The organism is Nocardia takedensis NBRC 100417 (assembly GCF_000308695.1).
GTDB classification, from domain to species: domain Bacteria; phylum Actinomycetota; class Actinomycetes; order Mycobacteriales; family Mycobacteriaceae; genus Nocardia; species Nocardia takedensis.
In genome coordinates this window covers 1-16,956 of sequence record NZ_BAGG01000120.1, presented here as the reverse complement: position 1 = coordinate 16,956, position 16,956 = coordinate 1, and the positions used below count along the sequence as shown (strand labels likewise).

Sequence of the window (16,956 nt, the reverse complement as noted above, 5' to 3'; positions counted from 1 at the left end):
TGTGGATGCCGCCGCCGGTCTCGGCGCGGAGTTGGGCGGCGCGCTGGACGGAGCGGCCGGAATAGGTGGAGCTCTGGGGGGTGCCGTGGATGCCGCCGGTGTGGGTGCGGGTGTCGATGGCAGCCTCGATGGTGCGTTGGATGTCGCCGCTGGTTTGGGTGCGGGGGCAGGTGGCGCGCTTGACGGTGCTGTCGATGCGGCCGCCGGCCTCGGTGGGACTTTGAACGGCGCGGTCGACACCGCCGCCGATCTCGGCGCGAATATCGGTGCGGCCGTTGATGGTGCGGCCGATCTCGGCGCGCAGGTGGGTGGTGCGCTGGACGGTGCTGTGAATGGTTCCGCCGGACTCGGTGCCGGCGCGGAGGGCGCTGTCGACGCTGCCGCTGATTTGGGTGCGAATGTCGGTGCGGCAGTGGGCGGTGTTGTCGACGGAGCGGCCGGCCTCGGTGGATCGCTCGATGCCGCTCTGGACGGGACCGCCGGTCTCGGTGCCGGTGTGGGCGGATCGCTCGATGGCGCTGCCGCGGCTGCCACCGACCTCGGGGCGGAACTCGGCGGCGTCGTGGACGCGACCGCTGGTCTCGGCGGCGGTGTCGATGGGGCGTTGGGCGCTGCCGGTGATATCGGCGCGAGCCTGGGCGGTGCGGCGAGTGCTGCCACGGGTGCGGCTGCTGGTCTGGGTGCGGGGCTCGGTGGTGCGCTCGACGGAAGCGCGGACGCCGCCGTCGGTTTGGATGCGGAACTCGAGGGAGCCGTTGACGGTGCGGCCGCGGGTCTCGGTGCCGGGTTGGTCGGTGCGGTCGACGCGGCTGCCGGGGTGGGCGCAGGCGTCGACGGGGTAGTCGATGCCGCCGCTGGATTCGGCGCTGGCGTGGACGGTGTTGTCGATGCCGCGGCCGGTCTGGGGGCGGGTGTGGATGGTGCTGTCGATGCGACGGCCGGTCTCGGTGCCGGTGTGGGTGGTGCTGTGGACGCCGCGGCGGGTCTCGGTGCCGGTCTGGGCGGTGCGGTCGGTGGGGCCGCGGAGGCTGCCGGTGGTGTCGGGGGTGCGGTGGAGTCGGGGCTTTCCGTCGGGCTGGGGCTCGGTGACGAATTCGGTGGTGTGGTCGTGGGTGGTTCGGGAGGGGATGTGGGTGCCGGGGTAGGGGCCGGGGTGGCTTCGGGAGTCGGGGCGGCGGGGCAGGTGGCCGCCGGGTTGGAGAGCGGATTGGCCGGTGGGTTGGAGTCGGGGCTCGGTGGGGGACTGGAAGCCGGTGGCGGGCTCGGGTCGATGCTGGGTGGGGCCTTCGAGGGTGGCGTCGGGGCGGTCGTGGGCGGGGTCGGCGATTCGGTGGCCGGGCTGGAGGTCGGGCTCGGCGGAGACGCCGCCGGTGGTCTCGGTGCCGGATTGGGTGGCGCGCTCGATGGTGTCGGTGGTCTCGGCGCCGGGCTGGGCGGTGCGCTCGAGGGTGCCGGATCGGGTGCGGTCGGTGGGCTCGGGGGCGCTGTCGACGGTGGGTTCGGCGCTTCGGGTGTCGGGTCGGCCGTTGGTGGTGCGGTCAACGGTGGGGCCGAGGTCGTGACGGGTGGTGTGGCGTCGGGTGCGGGCGAGTTCGGGTCCGCGGTCGGTGGGGTCGGTTCGGGTGTCGGGGAATTCGGGTCGACGGTCGGTGGGGCGTTCGGGTCCGGTGCGGAGGCCGTCGGCGGGTTCGCGTCCTCGGGGGCTGGGTCGTTCGGGGGTTCGGCGACCGGCGGTGGGCAGGGTTCGGCGAGTTCGTCCGGTGGCGGTGAGTTCGGATCCACCGGTGGTTTCACGTCGACGGGTGCGGGTGAGTTCGGATCGGCGATCAACGGTGTGTCGCACGGTGAGTTCGCGTCATCGGGTGCCGGCGAGTTCGGCTCGGCGGTGAACGGCGGGTTCGCGTCGACGGGTGCGAGCGAGTTCGGGTCGACGGTCAACGGTGTGTCGCACGGCCTCTCCTCGTCCGGTGCCGGCGAGTTCGGTTCCGCGGCGGGCGGTTCGGTGGGCAGCACCGCTGACGCGGGTTTCGGTGGGTTCGATTCCGGGGCGCACGGTGCGAGCGCGATCGGGTCGACGGCGAATACCTGGTCGTCGCTGGATGTGTCGAGCGCGTTCGGTTCGGGGCTGGGTGGGGATGCCGGGGCGTTCGGCGGGCACGAGGCGGGGGCGGACGCCGGTGGTGACGTGGCGGGCGATGTCTTCCCGCACTGAGTTGTCCCGTTCCGAGGATCGAGAGGGCGGTAACGCGATGGGGACACTCACCCCCGTTCCCGGGGCGTCGCTGGCGGCGGCGCTCGGGGAGACCATCGCCGCGGCGCGGGCGGCGCGGCGGGAGGATCTGGTCGGTCGGTTGGAGGCGGCGGCGGCGGAGCGGGTGCGGGATCCGCGCCGCCGGATCGTGGTCGTCGGGTTGGCGGGGCAGGGCAAGAGTCGCTTCGTGAACGCGCTGCTGGACGTGGAGATCTGTCCGGTGGGCGACGATGTGACGACGACCGCGCCGATGTCGCTGTCCGCCGGGGAGACGCCCGAGGCGGACATGGTGTTGGCCTCGGAGCGGTCGGGGTCGGCGGAGACCAGGGTGTCGGTGCCGATCGGTGAGATCGCCGGTGTGGGGGCGCGGTCGGAGTCCACGGGTGGTCGACGGGTCGCGCGCTGGGAGGTGCGGTTGCCGAATCCGCTGCTGGCGGACGGCGTCGTGCTGGTGGACACGCCCGGTGTGGGCGGGCACGGCGGCGGTGGTTCGGTGGGGGTGTTGGCGGCGGTGCAGTCGGCGGACGCGGTGTTGATGGTGTCGGACGCGTCGACGGAGTTGACCGAACCGGAGGTGGGATTCCTGCGTCAGGTGCGGGAGTTGTGTCCGACGGTGGCGGTGCTGCTGTCCAAGACGGATCTGTATCCGCAGTGGCGTCGGGTGTTGGCGGCCGATGCCGAGCATCTGGCGCGGGCGGGTCTGGACGTGCCGATCCTCGGGGTGTCGGCGGTGTTGCGCACGCACGCGCTGCGGTTGCGGGACGCGCAGTTGGGCGCGGAGTCGGGTTTCGGGGCGCTGTATCAGTTCCTGCGCGAGCAGGTGGTGGCCCGCGATCAGGCGGCGACCCGGGTGGCGGTGGCGCGTGACATCCGTTCGGCGGCCGAGCATCTGGCGTTGGCGTTGGGCAGTGAGTTGGTGGCGGTGCGTGATCCGGGTCGGGGCGCGGCGGCGGTGGAGGAGTTGCGGGTGGCGCGGGATTCGGCCGAGCGCCTGCACAAGCGGACCGCGGCTTGGCAGCAGACGCTCGCGGACGGGATCACCGATCTGGCGGGCGATGTGGAGCACGATCTGCGCGAGCGTCTGCGCGGGATCGCCAGGACCGGTGAGGAGTGGATCGACGAGAACGATCCGGCGCGGCACTGGGACGGGATCGCGGACTGGTTGACCGGCACCGTGGACACCGCGATCGGCGACAACTTGCTGTGGACGCGGCGTCGCGCGCAGGCGTTGGCGGAGCGGGTGGCCGAGCATTTCGCGGAGGTGGGGGCCGCGGAGTTGCCGGATGTGCGGGCCGACGCGCCGGAGGAATCCCGCGCGGCGGGCACGCTGGCGCAGTTGGAGCCGGATATGGGGTTGGGCGGCAAGTTGCTGGTGGGGATGCGCGGGTCCTACGGCGGCATCCTGATGGTCGGTCTGGCGAGTACGTTCGCCGGGCTGGCGATGTTGAATCCGATCTCGATCGGGGCCGGTGTCATCGTGGGCGGCAAGGCGTTCCGCGATGACAAGCAGGCGCGGTTGGCGCGTCGCCGCAACGAGGCGAAGACGGCGTTGCGCCGGTTCGTCGACGATGTCGCGTTCCAGGCGGGCAAGGAGTCCAAGGATCGCCTGCACCGCATCCATCGCGCGCTGCGTGACCATTACGCGGGGGTGGCGGAGCGGAGTCTGCGCTCGATCGACGAGTCGTTGCGGGCGGCGCAGGAGGCGGCGTCGATGGAGTCGGCGCGGCGGGCCGAGCGGGCCGAGGTGTTGGAGCGGCAGTTGCGGGTGGTGGCGGAGTTGCGGCGGTGCGCCGAATCCGTGGACGCTCCGGCGGTTCCCGGCGCCGCCGTCGGTACGGTGGCTCGGTGACCAGCGATATCGCACCGGTGGTGTCCCGCGCGGGCGCTCTGATCGAGTCGGCCCGTCGGGAGTTGGCGGGTGAGCCGCGGGCGCGGGCGTTGTTGGCGGATTGCGCCCGCAGGCTGGCCGAGCCGTTGCGGGTGGCGTTGGCGGGTTCGCTGAAGGCGGGCAAGTCGACGTTGCTGAATTCGCTGGTGGGTCAGGACATCGCGCCGACCGACGCGACCGAGTGCACCCGGGTGGTCACCTGGTATCGGCACGGCGGCACGCCCGCGGTGACGGCGCACGCCCGCGACGGGGCGACGGCGAACGTGGTGGTGCGCCGGGAGTCGGTGGGCGGTCTCACTTTCGACCTGGAGGCGTTGCGCTGGAGCGGCGGATTCGCCCGCGAGGTGGACCACCTCGAGGTGGATTGGCCCGCCGCGGCGCTGGCGCACACCACGATCATCGATACCCCGGGCACGTCCTCGCTCTCGCGTGACATCTCCCGCCGCACGTCGCGCCTGCTCACGCCGGACGCCGACGACGAGTTGTCGCTGCCGGGCGCGGACGCGGTGGTGTATCTGCTGCGCAGGTTGGACGCCACCGACATCGATTTCCTGGAGCGGGTGGGCGCGCCCGCGGACGGCGGCGGCCCCCTGGGTGTGATCGGTGTGGTCTCGCGGGCCGACGAGATCGGGGCGGGCCGGATCGACGCGCTGCATTCGGCGCGCGAGGTGGCCGCGCGTTTCGCCGGCGAGTTGGAGCGGACCGGGCTGTGTCAGGCGGTGATTCCGGTGGCGGGTCTGTTGGCGTTCGCGGCGGCGACGTTGCGTCAGCAGGAGTTCGCGGCGTTCCAGGCGTTGGCGGGTGTGCCGGTGGAGGAGTTGGCGGCGGCGATGTTGTCGGTGGATCGTTTCGCGCGCCCCGATATCGCGTTGCCGGTGCCGCCCGCGGACCGCGCGCGCCTGGCCGACCGGTTCGGCATGTTCGGCATCCGGATGGCGGTGACGTTGATCCGGTTGGGTGTGCGCGATTCGGCGACGCTGGCGGCGGAGCTCACCGAACGCAGCGGTGTGGACGAGTTGCGCGCGGTCCTGGACGTGCAGTTCGCCCAGCGCGCGGATCAGTTGAAGGCGCATTCCGCGCTGTCGGCGTTGGCGAAGGTGCTGGCCGCCCATCCGGGCACGGCGGCGGATCGATTGATGCCGCGGGTGCGCACCTTGTCGGCGGATGTGCACGGTTTCGCGGAGTTGCGTCTGCTGGGCCGCCTGCGCACCGACGAACTGACCTTGCCGCCCCCGGATCTGGCCGAACTGCACCGTCTGATCGGCGGGTCCGGCATCGCGACGCACCTGCGTCTGGGGCTGCCCCCGGACGCCTCGCCGGCGATTCGCCGCGAGCAAGCCGTGGCCGCGGTCCGCAAATGGCGCGGCCGCGCCGGTCACCCGCTGGCCGACCAGTTCACCCGTTCGGCGTGCCTGGTCGCCGCCCGCAGCGCCGAGGGCACCCTGGAGTCCTGATCCGAGTGCGTGAACCGCGCGACGACGGGTAGGCCGCACATATCCGGAACCGCGCGGACGGAGGACGTCATGAGCGAGTCGAAGGTGGTCGAGGAACTGCTGGAGTCGGCGGGGACGACCTACGCCGAGGAGGCGGGGATCACCCTGGACGACAAACCGGCGCCGTTGTTCCAGTTGTTGATGCTGGCGGAACTGTTGAGCGCCCCGATCTCGGCGTCGATTGCCGTGACGGCCGCCGAGGAGTTGGTGCGCAGCGGGTATCGGACGCCGCATCGGGTGGCCGACGCCGAATGGCAGGAGTTGGTGGACGCGCTGGGGCGGGGTCACTACCGCCGCTACGACGAGACCACTGCGACCCGACTCGGCGCGGTCGCCACCGATGTGCTGGACCGCTACCACGGTGACCTGCGCGAATTGGCCGAGGAGGCGGAGGACGATCCGCGCCGGGCCGCGGAACTGCTGCAACGGTTCGACGGGATCGGTCCGACGGGCAGCGCCATCTTCCTGCGCGAGGTCCAGGACGTCTGGCCGTGGGCGCGCCCGTATTTCGATGATCGGGTCCGCCACGGGGCGGAGCGTCTGGGTCTGCCGACCGATCCGGAGAAGTTGTCCGCGTTGGCCCCGCGTCACACGGCGGCCTTGGCGGCGGCCTTGGTCCGGGTGGGCCGGGACGACGATCTGGCCGACCGCCTGCGGGCCGTCGCCGACTGACGCGCGGCCCGAGGCCACCGCTGAGAATCCTTTTGAACTGCGGAGATGCCTTCATAAGCGATGCTGGTTCCGCGCGGAGACGCGCCCGGCCCCGGGTCACAACTGGCGCACGGTTCGGCCGCGCACCGGTGACATCGGCGGGTCCGTGACGACAATGGCGGACGCGGGCGACCGCCGTCGGCGGAGGATTTCGCGCCGGCCGGGAATGAATCGGGCGGGTCACCCGTTGAGCTCATCGACAAGGTTGAGTGAAATCGACTCAAGTTTCAGTTGACGCCCGGACCGATCCGGGTGCAGGATTGAGCCGACCACACTCAGCGTTGCTGGGACCGTGCTCCGTGAGGTGCAGGGGTGGGGTCCGAACCGCAAGGGCGGACACCCGCCGGGCACCGACACAAGATGTTTCGTCAACTAGGAGGAATCACCATGGCTCGTGCGGTCGGAATCGACCTCGGGACCACGAACTCGGTCGTCGCCGTACTCGAGGGCGGCGAACCTGTCGTTGTCGCGAACTCCGAAGGATCGCGCACCACGCCGTCGATCGTGGCGTTCGCCAAGAACGGCGAGGTGCTGGTGGGTCAGCCCGCCAAGAATCAGGCGGTCACCAACGTCGACCGCACCATCCGCTCGGTCAAGCGCCACATCGGCACCGACTGGAACGTCGAGATCGACGGCAAGAAGTACACGCCGCAGGAGATCAGCGCGCGCACGCTGATGAAGCTCAAGCGCGACGCCGAGGCGTACCTGGGCGAGGAGATCACCGACGCGGTCATCACCGTCCCGGCCTACTTCGAGGACGCCCAGCGCCAGGCCACCAAAGAAGCGGGCCAGATCGCCGGCCTGAACGTGCTGCGCATCGTCAACGAGCCCACCGCGGCCGCGCTGGCCTACGGCCTGGACAAGGGCGACAAGGAACAGACCATCCTGGTCTTCGACCTCGGCGGCGGCACCTTCGACGTCTCGCTGCTGGAGATCGGCGAGGGCGTCGTGGAGGTGCGGGCCACCTCCGGTGACAACCACCTCGGCGGCGACGACTGGGACGAGCGCGTCGTCAACTGGCTGGTCGACAAGTTCAAGGGCAGCTCGGGCATCGACCTGACCAAGGACAAGATGGCCATGCAGCGTCTGCGCGAGGCCGCGGAGAAGGCCAAGATCGAGCTGAGCTCCTCGCAGAGCACCTCGATCAACCTGCCCTACATCACCGTCGACGCGGACAAGAACCCGCTGTTCCTCGATGAGCAGTTGACCCGCGCGGAGTTCCAGAAGATCACCTCGGACCTGCTCGACCGCACCCGCGCGCCGTTCCAGTCCGTGATCAAGGACGCGGGCATCAACGTCGCCGACATCGACCACGTGGTCCTCGTCGGCGGTTCCACCCGCATGCCCGCCGTCTCGGAACTGGTCAAGGAGCTGACCGGCGGTCGCGAGCCCAACAAGGGCGTGAACCCGGACGAGGTCGTCGCCGTGGGCGCCGCCTTGCAGGCCGGTGTGCTCAAGGGCGAGGTCAAGGACGTCCTGCTGCTCGATGTGACCCCGCTGTCGCTGGGCATCGAGACCAAGGGCGGGGTGATGACCAAGCTCATCGAGCGCAACACCACCATCCCGACCAAGCGTTCGGAGACCTTCACCACCGCCGACGACAACCAGCCGTCGGTGCAGATCCAGGTGTTCCAGGGTGAGCGCGAGATCGCCTCGCACAACAAGCTGCTCGGCTCCTTCGAGCTGACCGGCATCCCGCCGGCCCCGCGCGGCGTGCCGCAGATCGAGGTCACCTTCGACATCGACGCCAACGGCATCGTGCACGTCACCGCGAAGGACAAGGGCACCGGCAAGGAGAACACGATCAAGATCCAGGACGGCTCCGGCCTGTCCAAGGAGGAGATCGACCGGATGGTCAAGGACGCCGAGGCGCACGCCGCCGAGGACAAGGCCCGCCGCGAGGAGGCCGAGACCCGCAACCAGGCCGAGTCGCTGGTGCACCAGACCGAGAAGTTCATCAAGGACAACGAGGACAAGGTGCCCGCGGACGTGAAGTCCAAGGTCGAGGCCGCCATCGCCGAGGCGAACGAGTCCCTGAAGGGCACCGATATCGCCGCCGTGAAGGCCGCGGTGGAGAAGTTGGCCACCGAGTCGCAGGCGCTGGGTCAGGCGATCTACGAGGCGTCGGCCGCCGATCAGGCCGCGTCGGGCAACGGCTCCGCGCCGTCCGACGACGACGATCAGGTCGTGGACGCCGAGGTCGTGGACGAGCCGGTGGACACGGAGAAGAAGTGACGCAGAACAAGTCGGGCGACTCCGAACAGGAGCCGATCACCTTCGTCGACAACCGCAAGATCGATCCGGAGACCGGGGAGATCCGGGAGCCCGCGGCGGACAACGGCGCCGCCGCGGCCGAACCCGAGGTCGAGCAGGCCCCGCAGGCCGGGAAGGCCGATGGTGAGCTCGCCGAGCGCACCGCCGACCTGCAACGGCTGACCGCGGAGTACGCCAACTACCGCAGGCGCGTCGAGCGCGATCGCAAGACCGCGGTCGACGCCGCCAAGGCGGGCGTGGTCACCGAGTTGCTCAATGTGCTCGACGATCTGGACCGGGCGCGAGCGCACGGCGATCTGGAGGCCGGGCCGCTGAAGTCGGTGGCGGACAAGCTCGCCGAGTCCCTGCGCAAGCAGGGCCTCGAGGAGTTCGGGACCGAGGGCGAGCCCTTCGATCCCACGCTGCACGAGGCGGTTCAGCACGAGGGTTCCGGGCACGACCCGGTGATCGGCATCGTGATGCGCAAGGGCTATCGGCTCGGCGAGCGTGTGCTTCGGCACGCGCTGGTGGGGGTAACCGATGGCGTGGACGATTTGGCAGAGGCGGCATCGGATGTTGATGCCGGTGCCAACAACAACTAGTACCGCGACGCGCGTGTCGGGTCGGGGGGCGGCAGCGCGGGGTCGGGTCGCGGGCAACCGCGATCACCGCGTCACCGATAGAGCGAGAGGAGGAGAGACCCGGTGAGTCAACGGGAGTGGATCGAAAAGGACTTCTACAAGGAGCTGGGTGTCTCCTCCAGCGCCTCGCAGGACGAGATCAAGAAGGCCTACCGCAAGTTGGCCCGTGATCTGCATCCGGACGCCAATCCGGGTGACATCAAGGCCGAGGAGCGTTTCAAGGCCGTCAGCGAGGCGCACGCCGTGCTGTCGGATCCGGCCAAGCGCAAGGAATACGACGACACCAGGAAGCTGTTCGCGGGCAGCGGTTATCCGCGCGGCGGCTTCAATCCCGGTGGCGCGCAGGGCGGCTACACGCAGCAGGATTTCAATATCGGGGACATCTTCGGTGGCGGTGCGTCCGCTGGCGACGGTGGACTCGGTGACCTGCTGGGCGGTCTGTTCAATCGGGGCGGCGGCGCGCGCGGCGCGTCGCGTCCACGGCGCGGCGCCGACGTGGAGACCGAGACGACCCTGGGCTTCCGCGAGGCCGCCCAGGGCGTGACGGTCCCGCTGCGGATGACCAGTCCGTCGCCGTGTACGACCTGCCACGGCAGCGGTGCGAAGCCGGGGACCAGTCCCCGGGTGTGCCCGCACTGCAACGGCACCGGCGTCGTCAGTCGCAACCAGGGCGCGTTCGGATTCAGCGAGCCCTGCGACGACTGCCGCGGCACCGGGTCGATCATCGACGACCCGTGCGCGGACTGCCGCGGCACCGGCATCCAGAATCGGACCCGCACCATCACGGTCCGCATTCCGCCGGGGGTCAGCGACGGTCAGCGCATCCGACTCGCGGGTCAGGGCGAGGCGGGCCTGCGCGGCGCGCCCTCGGGTGACCTGTTCGTCACGGTGCACGTCAGCCAGGACAAGGTCTTCGGCCGCAACGGCGATGACCTGACCTTGGTGCTGCCGGTCGGTTACAGTGAATTGGTGTTGGGTACAACGGTTTCGGTGCCCACGCTGGAGGGCCGGGTCGGGGTGAAGGTGCCTCCTGGCACCGCCGACGGCCGCATCCTGCGGGTGCGCGGACGCGGTGTGCCCAAGCGCGGCGGCGGCGCCGGTGACCTGCTGGTCACCGTCAAGGTCGCGGTTCCCCAGAAATTGGACGACGAAGCCGCGCGGGCGCTGGAACGCTACGCGGAGGCGGAGAAGGCCAGCGGCTTCGATCCCCGTGCCGGATGGGCAGGTGCGTGATGTCCTCTGATCCGCAGAAGGCCCCGAGTGGGGCCGCGCGTGCCGAGTTCTTCATGATCTCGGTGGCGGCCCAGTTGGCGGGCATGCACGCGCAGACGCTGCGCACCTATGACCGCCTCGGACTGGTGACACCGCAACGCACTTCGGGCGGGGGGCGACGGTATTCGGCGCGTGACGTCGAACTGTTGCGTGAGGTGCAGCGTCTCTCGCAGGACGAGGGCGTGAACCTGGCCGGTATCAAGCGCATCATCGAACTGACCAATCAGGTCGAGGAGTTGCGTGAGACGGTCGCCGAGTTGTCGGCCGAGTTGGAGCGGCTGCGGGCGGGGTACCGTCCGGATTTCGCGCCGCAGCAGCGCAGTACCGCGTTGGTGGTGTGGAAGCCGCGCCACCAACGCTGAATCGAACGTTTCGGGCCTCGGCCCGGTCCATCCGCGCGATGGCCGGTCCGGGGTCCGTCTCGTATTCGGGGCTTTTCGAGAAAAAGAGCGGTCTGTTTGTTGACTTGACCGGACAAATAGTTGCCGAAAGATCGCTCCCGTGGGCTAATTCGGAAGTGGCCCCGCGATCGGTCCGGGGTCGAATGGTGTGACAGTGACCGAAAACGCCGCATATGGACCAACACTCGGTCTGTTTCTGCGGCGTTTCTCCTTTCCTGTCCTCGGTTCGTAGGAATTACATGCGTGAACTTCTATAAGGTCGTTCCGCTCCCGGCAAACCTCGCCTACACTCCTTGGCATCGGCTGCTGACGAGTGTCCCGCGGCACCTCACTCGCTGGCACGTTCTGTGTTCCGAACGCGAAATGGGGTTGTGACACAAATGGATTCGCGGACTGTCGCTTTGATCAGAACGACGTTCAAGGCGGTTGCTGCGGAGGAAGGGGGCTCGGAGAAACTGGCCAGTTCGTTCTATGCCACGTTGTTCTCCGACTTCCCTCACGCGCGGGACTTCTTTCCCGCCGCGATGGACGCGCAGCGCGATCGACTGGTCAGAGCCATCTCCTACACCCTCGACAGACTCGAGGAGCCCGACAAATTACTTCCGTTTCTCGCGCAATTGGGGCGGGATCACCGCAAATACGGTGTGCAGGCGGAACATTACGTCGCGGTGGCGACATCGTTGAAGACGGCCATGCGCCGCTTCGCCGACACCGAGATGTGGACCGACGAAGTCGACCAGGCATGGGACGAGGGCCTGGCCGTCATCTCCGAGACGATGATCGGTGCGGCCGAGCAGGAGACGACGCCCGCCGTCTGGTCCGGCACCGTCGTCGAACAACGCACGGTCCTGCGCAATCTCACCATCGTGCGCCTGATGATGGACCAGCCGATGAGTTACGCCGCGGGTCAGTACGTCAGCGTGCAGGTGCCCTCGCGGCCGCGCATGTGGCGCTATCTGTCCCCGGCGATCCCGGCGAACGCCGACGGCGAGATCGAATTCCACATCCGCGGCGTGATGGGCGGCTGGGTCAGCCCGGCGATCATCGGGCAGACCAAAGTCGGCGAACAATGGCTGCTCGGTTCACCGCTGGGCGGTCTCGGTGTTCCGCGCAACACCAAGCGCAAGATGCTGATGGTGTGCTGCGGCAGCGGAATCGCCCCCCTGCGCGCGCAACTCATGACGATGGCGCACCGGCGGGTCAATCCGAACGTGCACCTGTTCGTCGGCGGCCACCACCCGTGCGACCTCTACGACCTGGAGACCCTCAACGCGCTCGCGGTGGCGAACCCGTGGTTGACGGTCACCCCGGTCACCGAGAACGACGACAACCCTTGGTGGTACACCCCGCCGGAGGAGCCCGCGCCGGACCTGCCCGGGCTCGAACCGCGCATCACCGGGCAGATCGGCAAGGTCGTGGCGGCCTACGGGCCGTGGTCGGATCGCGACGTGCAGATCGTCGGGTCGCCGTCGATGGTGCAGACCACCAAGTTCCGGCTGATGGCCGCGGGCACCCAGACCCGCAACATCCGCCACGATCCGCTGTTCTAGCCGCACCACCAGCACCACCAGGCCCGGATGTGCTCCTCGTTCGGGCGAAGGCCGGGATCCAGGCGGGTGACGACTATCCGCGAGGTCGCGAATGGATCCCGGCCTTCGCCTGGACGACGATCAGAGTCCCTCGACCTGGATGTTGCCGATCGGGGTTCCGGTGTCCAGCAGGCGATCCACGGTGGCGCGGGTCATCCCGGGCGACCCGCACACCAGCACCTGGTGCTGCGCGAACGCGCCGTGTGAGCCGACCACATCGGCCAGGGTGCCCTGGAGCAGGTCGTCGGGGGCGAAGCCGATGTCGACGCGCGAGTGCTCGAACCACTCGTCGTCCCAGCCCGGGTCCTCCAGGTTCTCCACCACGGGAACCACCGTGAGCCACGGCAATTCGTCGGCGAGCAGGGTGAGCATGTCGCCCGCGTAGAGGTCGCGGGGCGAGCGACCGCCGACGAACAGGTAGGTGTTGGGCGGCGCGGGGTGGCGGGCCAGTTCCAGGATCATCGAGCGCAGCGGCGCCAAACCGGTGCCACCCGCGACCATCACCACTTCGGGGCCGTCCGGATCGACGCGGAAAGTGCCCGCGGGCGCGGAGATCCGCCACTCGTCGCCGTCGGCGGTGTCGGCCACCAGGTGCCCGCTGAGCCATCCGCCGGGTACGGCCCGCACGTGGAATTCCAGCTTCCCGTCCAGCGACGGCGGCAGCGCGGGTGAGAGCCTGCGCCGCACCCCGGGCTGCTGCGGCACCCTGACCTCCACCGACTGCCCGGCGGCGAACGGCACGAATTCGCCGATCAGCCGAACGACCGCGACATCGTGGCGCAACCGGTGGTGGCCGACCACGGTCGCCGTCCACTCGGGCGTCTCGTCGAAGGGGGCGGGCCCATGGCCGAGCATGCTCGGGTCCGTCATCGAATCTCCTGTATCCCGCGGGAACGCCCCGCGCCGACGTCGATCACACCGGATCGGACGTGATGATGTGTTCCGGGGTGCCGACGGCGATCAACGCCCGGCGGGTGTCCTCGATCATCCGGGCCGAACCCGCGATCTGGATCTGGCGGTCGGCCCACGCGCCGAAGCTGGCGACCACCGCGCCGAGGTTGCCGATCAGCCGCCGGTGCATCCCGTAGGGCGCGTCGGCGGGCGGATGCGGATACCACCACGGATTGGTCTTCTCCTCGCAGACCGGCACCACCGTCAACCAGGGGTTGCTCTGCGAGAGCTGCCACATGTTCTCCACGTCGTAGAGGTCACAGGGGTAGCGGCCGCCGATGAAGAAGTGCACCCGGGGGTTGATGCCGCGCTGACCCATCTCGATCAACTGCGCGCGCAACGGCGCGATGCCGGTGCCCGCGCCGATCAGCAGGACGTCGCGGTTGCGCTCGCGGTCGATGTGCAGGCCGCCCAGCGGGCCCGCCACCAGCCAGCGGTCACCGACCTGGGTCTCGTTGACGATCGCTGGGCTGACCCAGCCGCCGCGGACCTTGCGGACGTGGAACTCGATCTCGCCGTACGGGTTGGCCGGAATGGCGGGTGAGAGGTAGCGCCACATCTTCGGACGTTGCGGCACCGCGACCGGCACGTACTGGCCCGCCTGGTAGGGGATCGGGCCGTCGGATTGCAGTCGCACGATCGCCAGATCCTCGAGCACCCGGCGGTGGCCGACGACGGTGGCCTCCCAGTAGGGCTTGCTCTTGTCGGAATTGGCGCCGATCGCCATCGAGGCGGAGATCAGGATGGTGATGTCGCGCCAGCCCTCCTCGAGTTGGCGCGTCCAGTCCGGGCCGTGATAGGTGCGGAATCCGGCCAGCAGCGCGCGGCCCGCGGCGTCGTAGTGGGACGCGGTCACACCGTATTTGCGGTGGTCGCGAGCCAGTTGTTCGAGGAACTTCTGGGCCCGCTCCCAGTCCTCCAGGTTGTCCAGCACGAACTGGATGGCCGTCACCAACCGCTTGGCCTGCATATCCATCGCGGGCGGGAACAGCTCGCGCAACCGCGGGTTCTCCGCGAACAGGTGACCGTAGAACGCGCTGATCAACCGCTCGGACCCGTTCGGTACATCGGTCACCGAACGGAAGTTGGCGCGGACCAGCGCTGCCGAACGCGCATCCACGAGGTGGAGCTTCCTTTCCCTCTGTCTAGCTCAGGGACGTACCCGACAATCCGGCTCGGCCCGTGCTCGAGTATTCCTGAAAACCCCGTGGTCGGGGGTGGCTGTGCGCCGGATGGGACCACCGTGACGGGTGGTTCGTCGGCAGCCTTTCGCCTCGTGCGTCGCCGGGCCGCCGTAGTGCGCCCGAAGGGATTATGCGGGCATCCGCGACTCCGCGCGCGCCGGGGTCAGACCGTCACGGCGGCTCGGACCGCCGGGACCACCAGTTCAGCGTACCTGCGGATCTGTTCTACGGGGTCGCCCTCCATCGGCCAGAAGACGAACCCGTCGATGCGCTGGTCGCGGTGCAGGCCGACCAGATCGTCGATCCAGCGGGCGGGCGGGCCCTCCAGGAAGCCGCGGTCGTCGCCGTCGGTGATGGTGCCCGAGACGTTGTAGAGGCGGCGGATCGCGCTCGGTTCGCGGTCGGCCCGCGCCGCCGCGTCGTCGATGCGCTTGTTGGCCTCGGTGAGGAATTCCGGGGGCGCCCACCCGGAGGAGGGCAGCCAGCCGTCGGCGGCGTAACCGGTCAGCGCCAGCATCCGCGGCCCCTTCGCGCCGAGCCAGATCCCCGGATCGTGTTTCGGGGTCGGCCCGGGATGCGCGCCTTCGAGCGTGTGGAACCGGCCGCGCACCCGCACCGCGCGCTCGTCGCTCCACATGGCCCGGATGACCGCGATCGCCTCGCCGAGGGCCAGCACCGCGTCGCGGTTGTCCAGGCGGGGGCCGCCCATGGCCGCGATGGCCTCCCAGAACGCGCCGGCCCCGAGACCGAGCCGCACCCGTCCGCCGGTGATGATGTCCAGCGAGGCAACCGATTTGGCCAGCACCGCCGGATTGCGCAGCGGCAGGTTGGCGACGTCGGGGAACAGGGTGACCCGCGAGGTCCGCACCGCCAGCGCCGTCAGCAGGGTCCAGGTGTCGAAGAATCGCCGCTGGTAGGGGTGGTCCTGGATGCCGATCAGCTCCAGACCCGCCGTATCGGCGTAGTCGGCGAGTTCGGTCAGTTGCGCGTAGTCGTCGGCCTGTGGGATCAGGAACAGGCCGAATTCGACCTCGCGCGCCGTGCCGTCGGCCATGTCGTTCCTTTGCTCGTCGCGGTGTCGGGGGCCGATGTCAGAGGGTGAGCACCGTCTTCCCGCGCGCTCCCGGCGCGCCGATCACCGAGGGCGCGCGTTCCAGCGGCACCGTGGCCTCGATCGGGACCACCACGTCGCCCTCGGCGACCCGGTTCAGCAGCCGCGCCAACTCCGGTGCGGCGCCGCCGGATTCGATGTTGCCGCCGCGCAGGCCGCGGTGCCGCAGCATGCGTTCGTCCACCGAGCCGATGGTGGAGTGCACCGAACCGCCGTGTCGCACCAAGGCGGTCAGTTCGGCCAGCACCTCGGGCGGACTGACCACGTCGAAGAGCACGTCGACGCCGTCGGGGTGCAGGAAGTGCACCGAATCGGCCAGCGGCGCGCGGCTGTAGTCGATGGTCTCGACGGCCCCGAGTCGCGCCATCCGGTCGGCGTCGCCCGCGCGCGCCGTCGCGATGACGTGGCCGCCCGCGATATTGGCCAGTTGGACGAGGAAGGAGCCGACCCCGCCGGTCGCCCCGACGATCAGGACCTTCTGTCCCGGCTGGATCTTGGCGGCGTCCACGAGGTCCTGCGCGGTGCCGCCCGCGGTCGGCAGTGCGGCGGCGGCGATGGTGGTGACCCGGTCGGGGATGTGCACGAGTGTGGCGGTCTCGGGCAGGACCGCGTAGTCGGCGAAGCTGCCGTGCCCCACGGGCGGCACCAGGAATCTGCCCACCACGCGGTCACCGGCGGCGAAATGGGTGACGCCGGGTCCGACGGTGTCGACCGTGCCCGCGCCGTCGACGCCGAGGATCAGCGGGAAGTCGTGCGGCAGGGTGCCTTCCAGGTATCCGGTGGCGATCTTCTGGTCGAACGGGTTGACCCCGGCGGCCTCGATCCGCACCCGCACCGCGCCCGCCCCGGGCTCCGGCGTCGGCATCTCGGCCGCCTCCACGGGGCCGGAGAACTGTCGTACCACGATCGCGCGCATCGGTGTGCTCCTCGTCCGGAACGGCTACCTCGACTGGCGGTGGGGATGGGGCGGGCGACCCGGTGGTCGCACGTATGCATCCCTACACCACGCGGGGGTCGAACCGTCGCATTCGAGGGGGGCGCGGCGTAGCGTTGGCCTCCGGGAGAGTCGCTGGACAGGGCGGGGACGGGCCCGTCGAAAATTGTCGAAGTTGAGCGGAACAGACTCAACCTTTCCGACGTTGGACGGTGTGAAAGCGGACACCGCCGGGGTACGCGGACACCGCGCAGATCGACACAGAGGAAGGTGCACG

14 protein-coding genes are annotated in these 16,956 nt (G+C 69.7%); 9 read left to right on the top strand and 5 right to left on the bottom strand.

Going from position 1 to position 16,956, the window contains the following annotated elements; all coding sequences use genetic code 11:
• Positions 1–1,843: hypothetical protein (locus ON30_RS36385; RefSeq protein WP_157183833.1), on the bottom strand; the 1,843-nt coding region annotated here is incomplete at its 3' end.
• A gap of 99 nt (positions 1,844–1,942) precedes the next feature.
• Here ON30_RS36385 and ON30_RS25905 point away from each other — a divergent pair.
• The 9 genes from ON30_RS25905 (at position 1,943) to ON30_RS25865 (ending at position 12,460) form a co-directional block, all read left to right on the top strand.
• The gene (locus tag ON30_RS25905; RefSeq protein ID WP_157183832.1) at positions 1,943–2,212 is read left to right on the top strand and encodes a hypothetical protein; all 270 of its coding nucleotides are present in this window, start codon (positions 1,943–1,945) and stop codon (positions 2,210–2,212) included.
• A 37-nt stretch (positions 2,213–2,249) separates the two neighbouring features.
• Complete coding sequence (locus ON30_RS41795; RefSeq protein WP_040711020.1) at positions 2,250–4,100, top strand: dynamin family protein; 1,851 nt, start codon at positions 2,250–2,252, stop codon at positions 4,098–4,100.
• On the top strand, positions 4,097–5,593 hold the full coding sequence (locus ON30_RS25895; protein ID WP_373282630.1) for a dynamin family protein: 1,497 nt from the start codon (positions 4,097–4,099) through the stop codon (positions 5,591–5,593). Before ON30_RS41795 ends, ON30_RS25895 begins: the two co-directional genes overlap by 4 nt.
• Positions 5,594–5,662: 69 nt before the next feature.
• Entirely contained in the window at positions 5,663–6,304 is a 642-nt protein-coding gene (locus ON30_RS25890; protein WP_040711017.1) for an HhH-GDP family DNA glycosylase, read from the top strand.
• Between the two features lie 426 nt (positions 6,305–6,730).
• On the top strand, positions 6,731–8,578 hold the full coding sequence (gene dnaK / locus ON30_RS25885; RefSeq protein ID WP_040711015.1) for a molecular chaperone DnaK: 1,848 nt from the start codon (positions 6,731–6,733) through the stop codon (positions 8,576–8,578).
• Positions 8,575–9,198, top strand: coding sequence for a nucleotide exchange factor GrpE (gene grpE, locus ON30_RS25880; RefSeq protein ID WP_040711013.1), 624 nt, complete (start codon positions 8,575–8,577; stop codon positions 9,196–9,198). The genes dnaK and grpE overlap by 4 nt, the downstream gene beginning before the upstream one ends.
• 102 nt (positions 9,199–9,300) lie before the next feature.
• The gene (gene dnaJ, locus ON30_RS25875; protein ID WP_040711011.1) at positions 9,301–10,470 is read left to right on the top strand and encodes a molecular chaperone DnaJ; all 1,170 of its coding nucleotides are present in this window, start codon (positions 9,301–9,303) and stop codon (positions 10,468–10,470) included.
• Positions 10,470–10,871 (top strand): heat shock protein transcriptional repressor HspR, encoded by a 402-nt coding sequence (locus ON30_RS25870; protein ID WP_051029987.1) that lies wholly within the window; start codon positions 10,470–10,472, stop codon positions 10,869–10,871. Before dnaJ ends, ON30_RS25870 begins: the two co-directional genes overlap by 1 nt.
• Before the next feature lie 419 nt (positions 10,872–11,290).
• Entirely contained in the window at positions 11,291–12,460 is a 1,170-nt protein-coding gene (locus ON30_RS25865; RefSeq protein ID WP_040711007.1) for a globin domain-containing protein, read from the top strand.
• Positions 12,461–12,580: 120 nt separating this feature from the next.
• Here ON30_RS25865 and ON30_RS25860 read toward each other — a convergent pair whose 3' ends face one another.
• The 4 genes from ON30_RS25860 to ON30_RS25845 all read right to left on the bottom strand — a co-directional run bounded on the left by ON30_RS25860 (position 12,581) and on the right by ON30_RS25845 (position 16,661).
• The gene (locus ON30_RS25860) at positions 12,581–13,369 is read right to left on the bottom strand and encodes an FAD-binding oxidoreductase (protein ID WP_083911670.1); all 789 of its coding nucleotides are present in this window, start codon (positions 13,367–13,369) and stop codon (positions 12,581–12,583) included.
• A gap of 43 nt (positions 13,370–13,412) precedes the next feature.
• Positions 13,413–14,570, bottom strand: coding sequence for a globin domain-containing protein (locus tag ON30_RS25855; protein ID WP_040711005.1), 1,158 nt, complete (start codon positions 14,568–14,570; stop codon positions 13,413–13,415).
• A 227-nt stretch (positions 14,571–14,797) separates the two neighbouring features.
• Entirely contained in the window at positions 14,798–15,688 is an 891-nt protein-coding gene (locus tag ON30_RS25850; protein ID WP_040711003.1) for an LLM class flavin-dependent oxidoreductase, read from the bottom strand.
• 37 nt (positions 15,689–15,725) lie between these two features.
• Complete coding sequence (locus ON30_RS25845; RefSeq protein ID WP_040711002.1) at positions 15,726–16,661, bottom strand: NADP-dependent oxidoreductase; 936 nt, start codon at positions 16,659–16,661, stop codon at positions 15,726–15,728.
• Between the last annotated feature and the right edge of the window lie 295 nt (positions 16,662–16,956).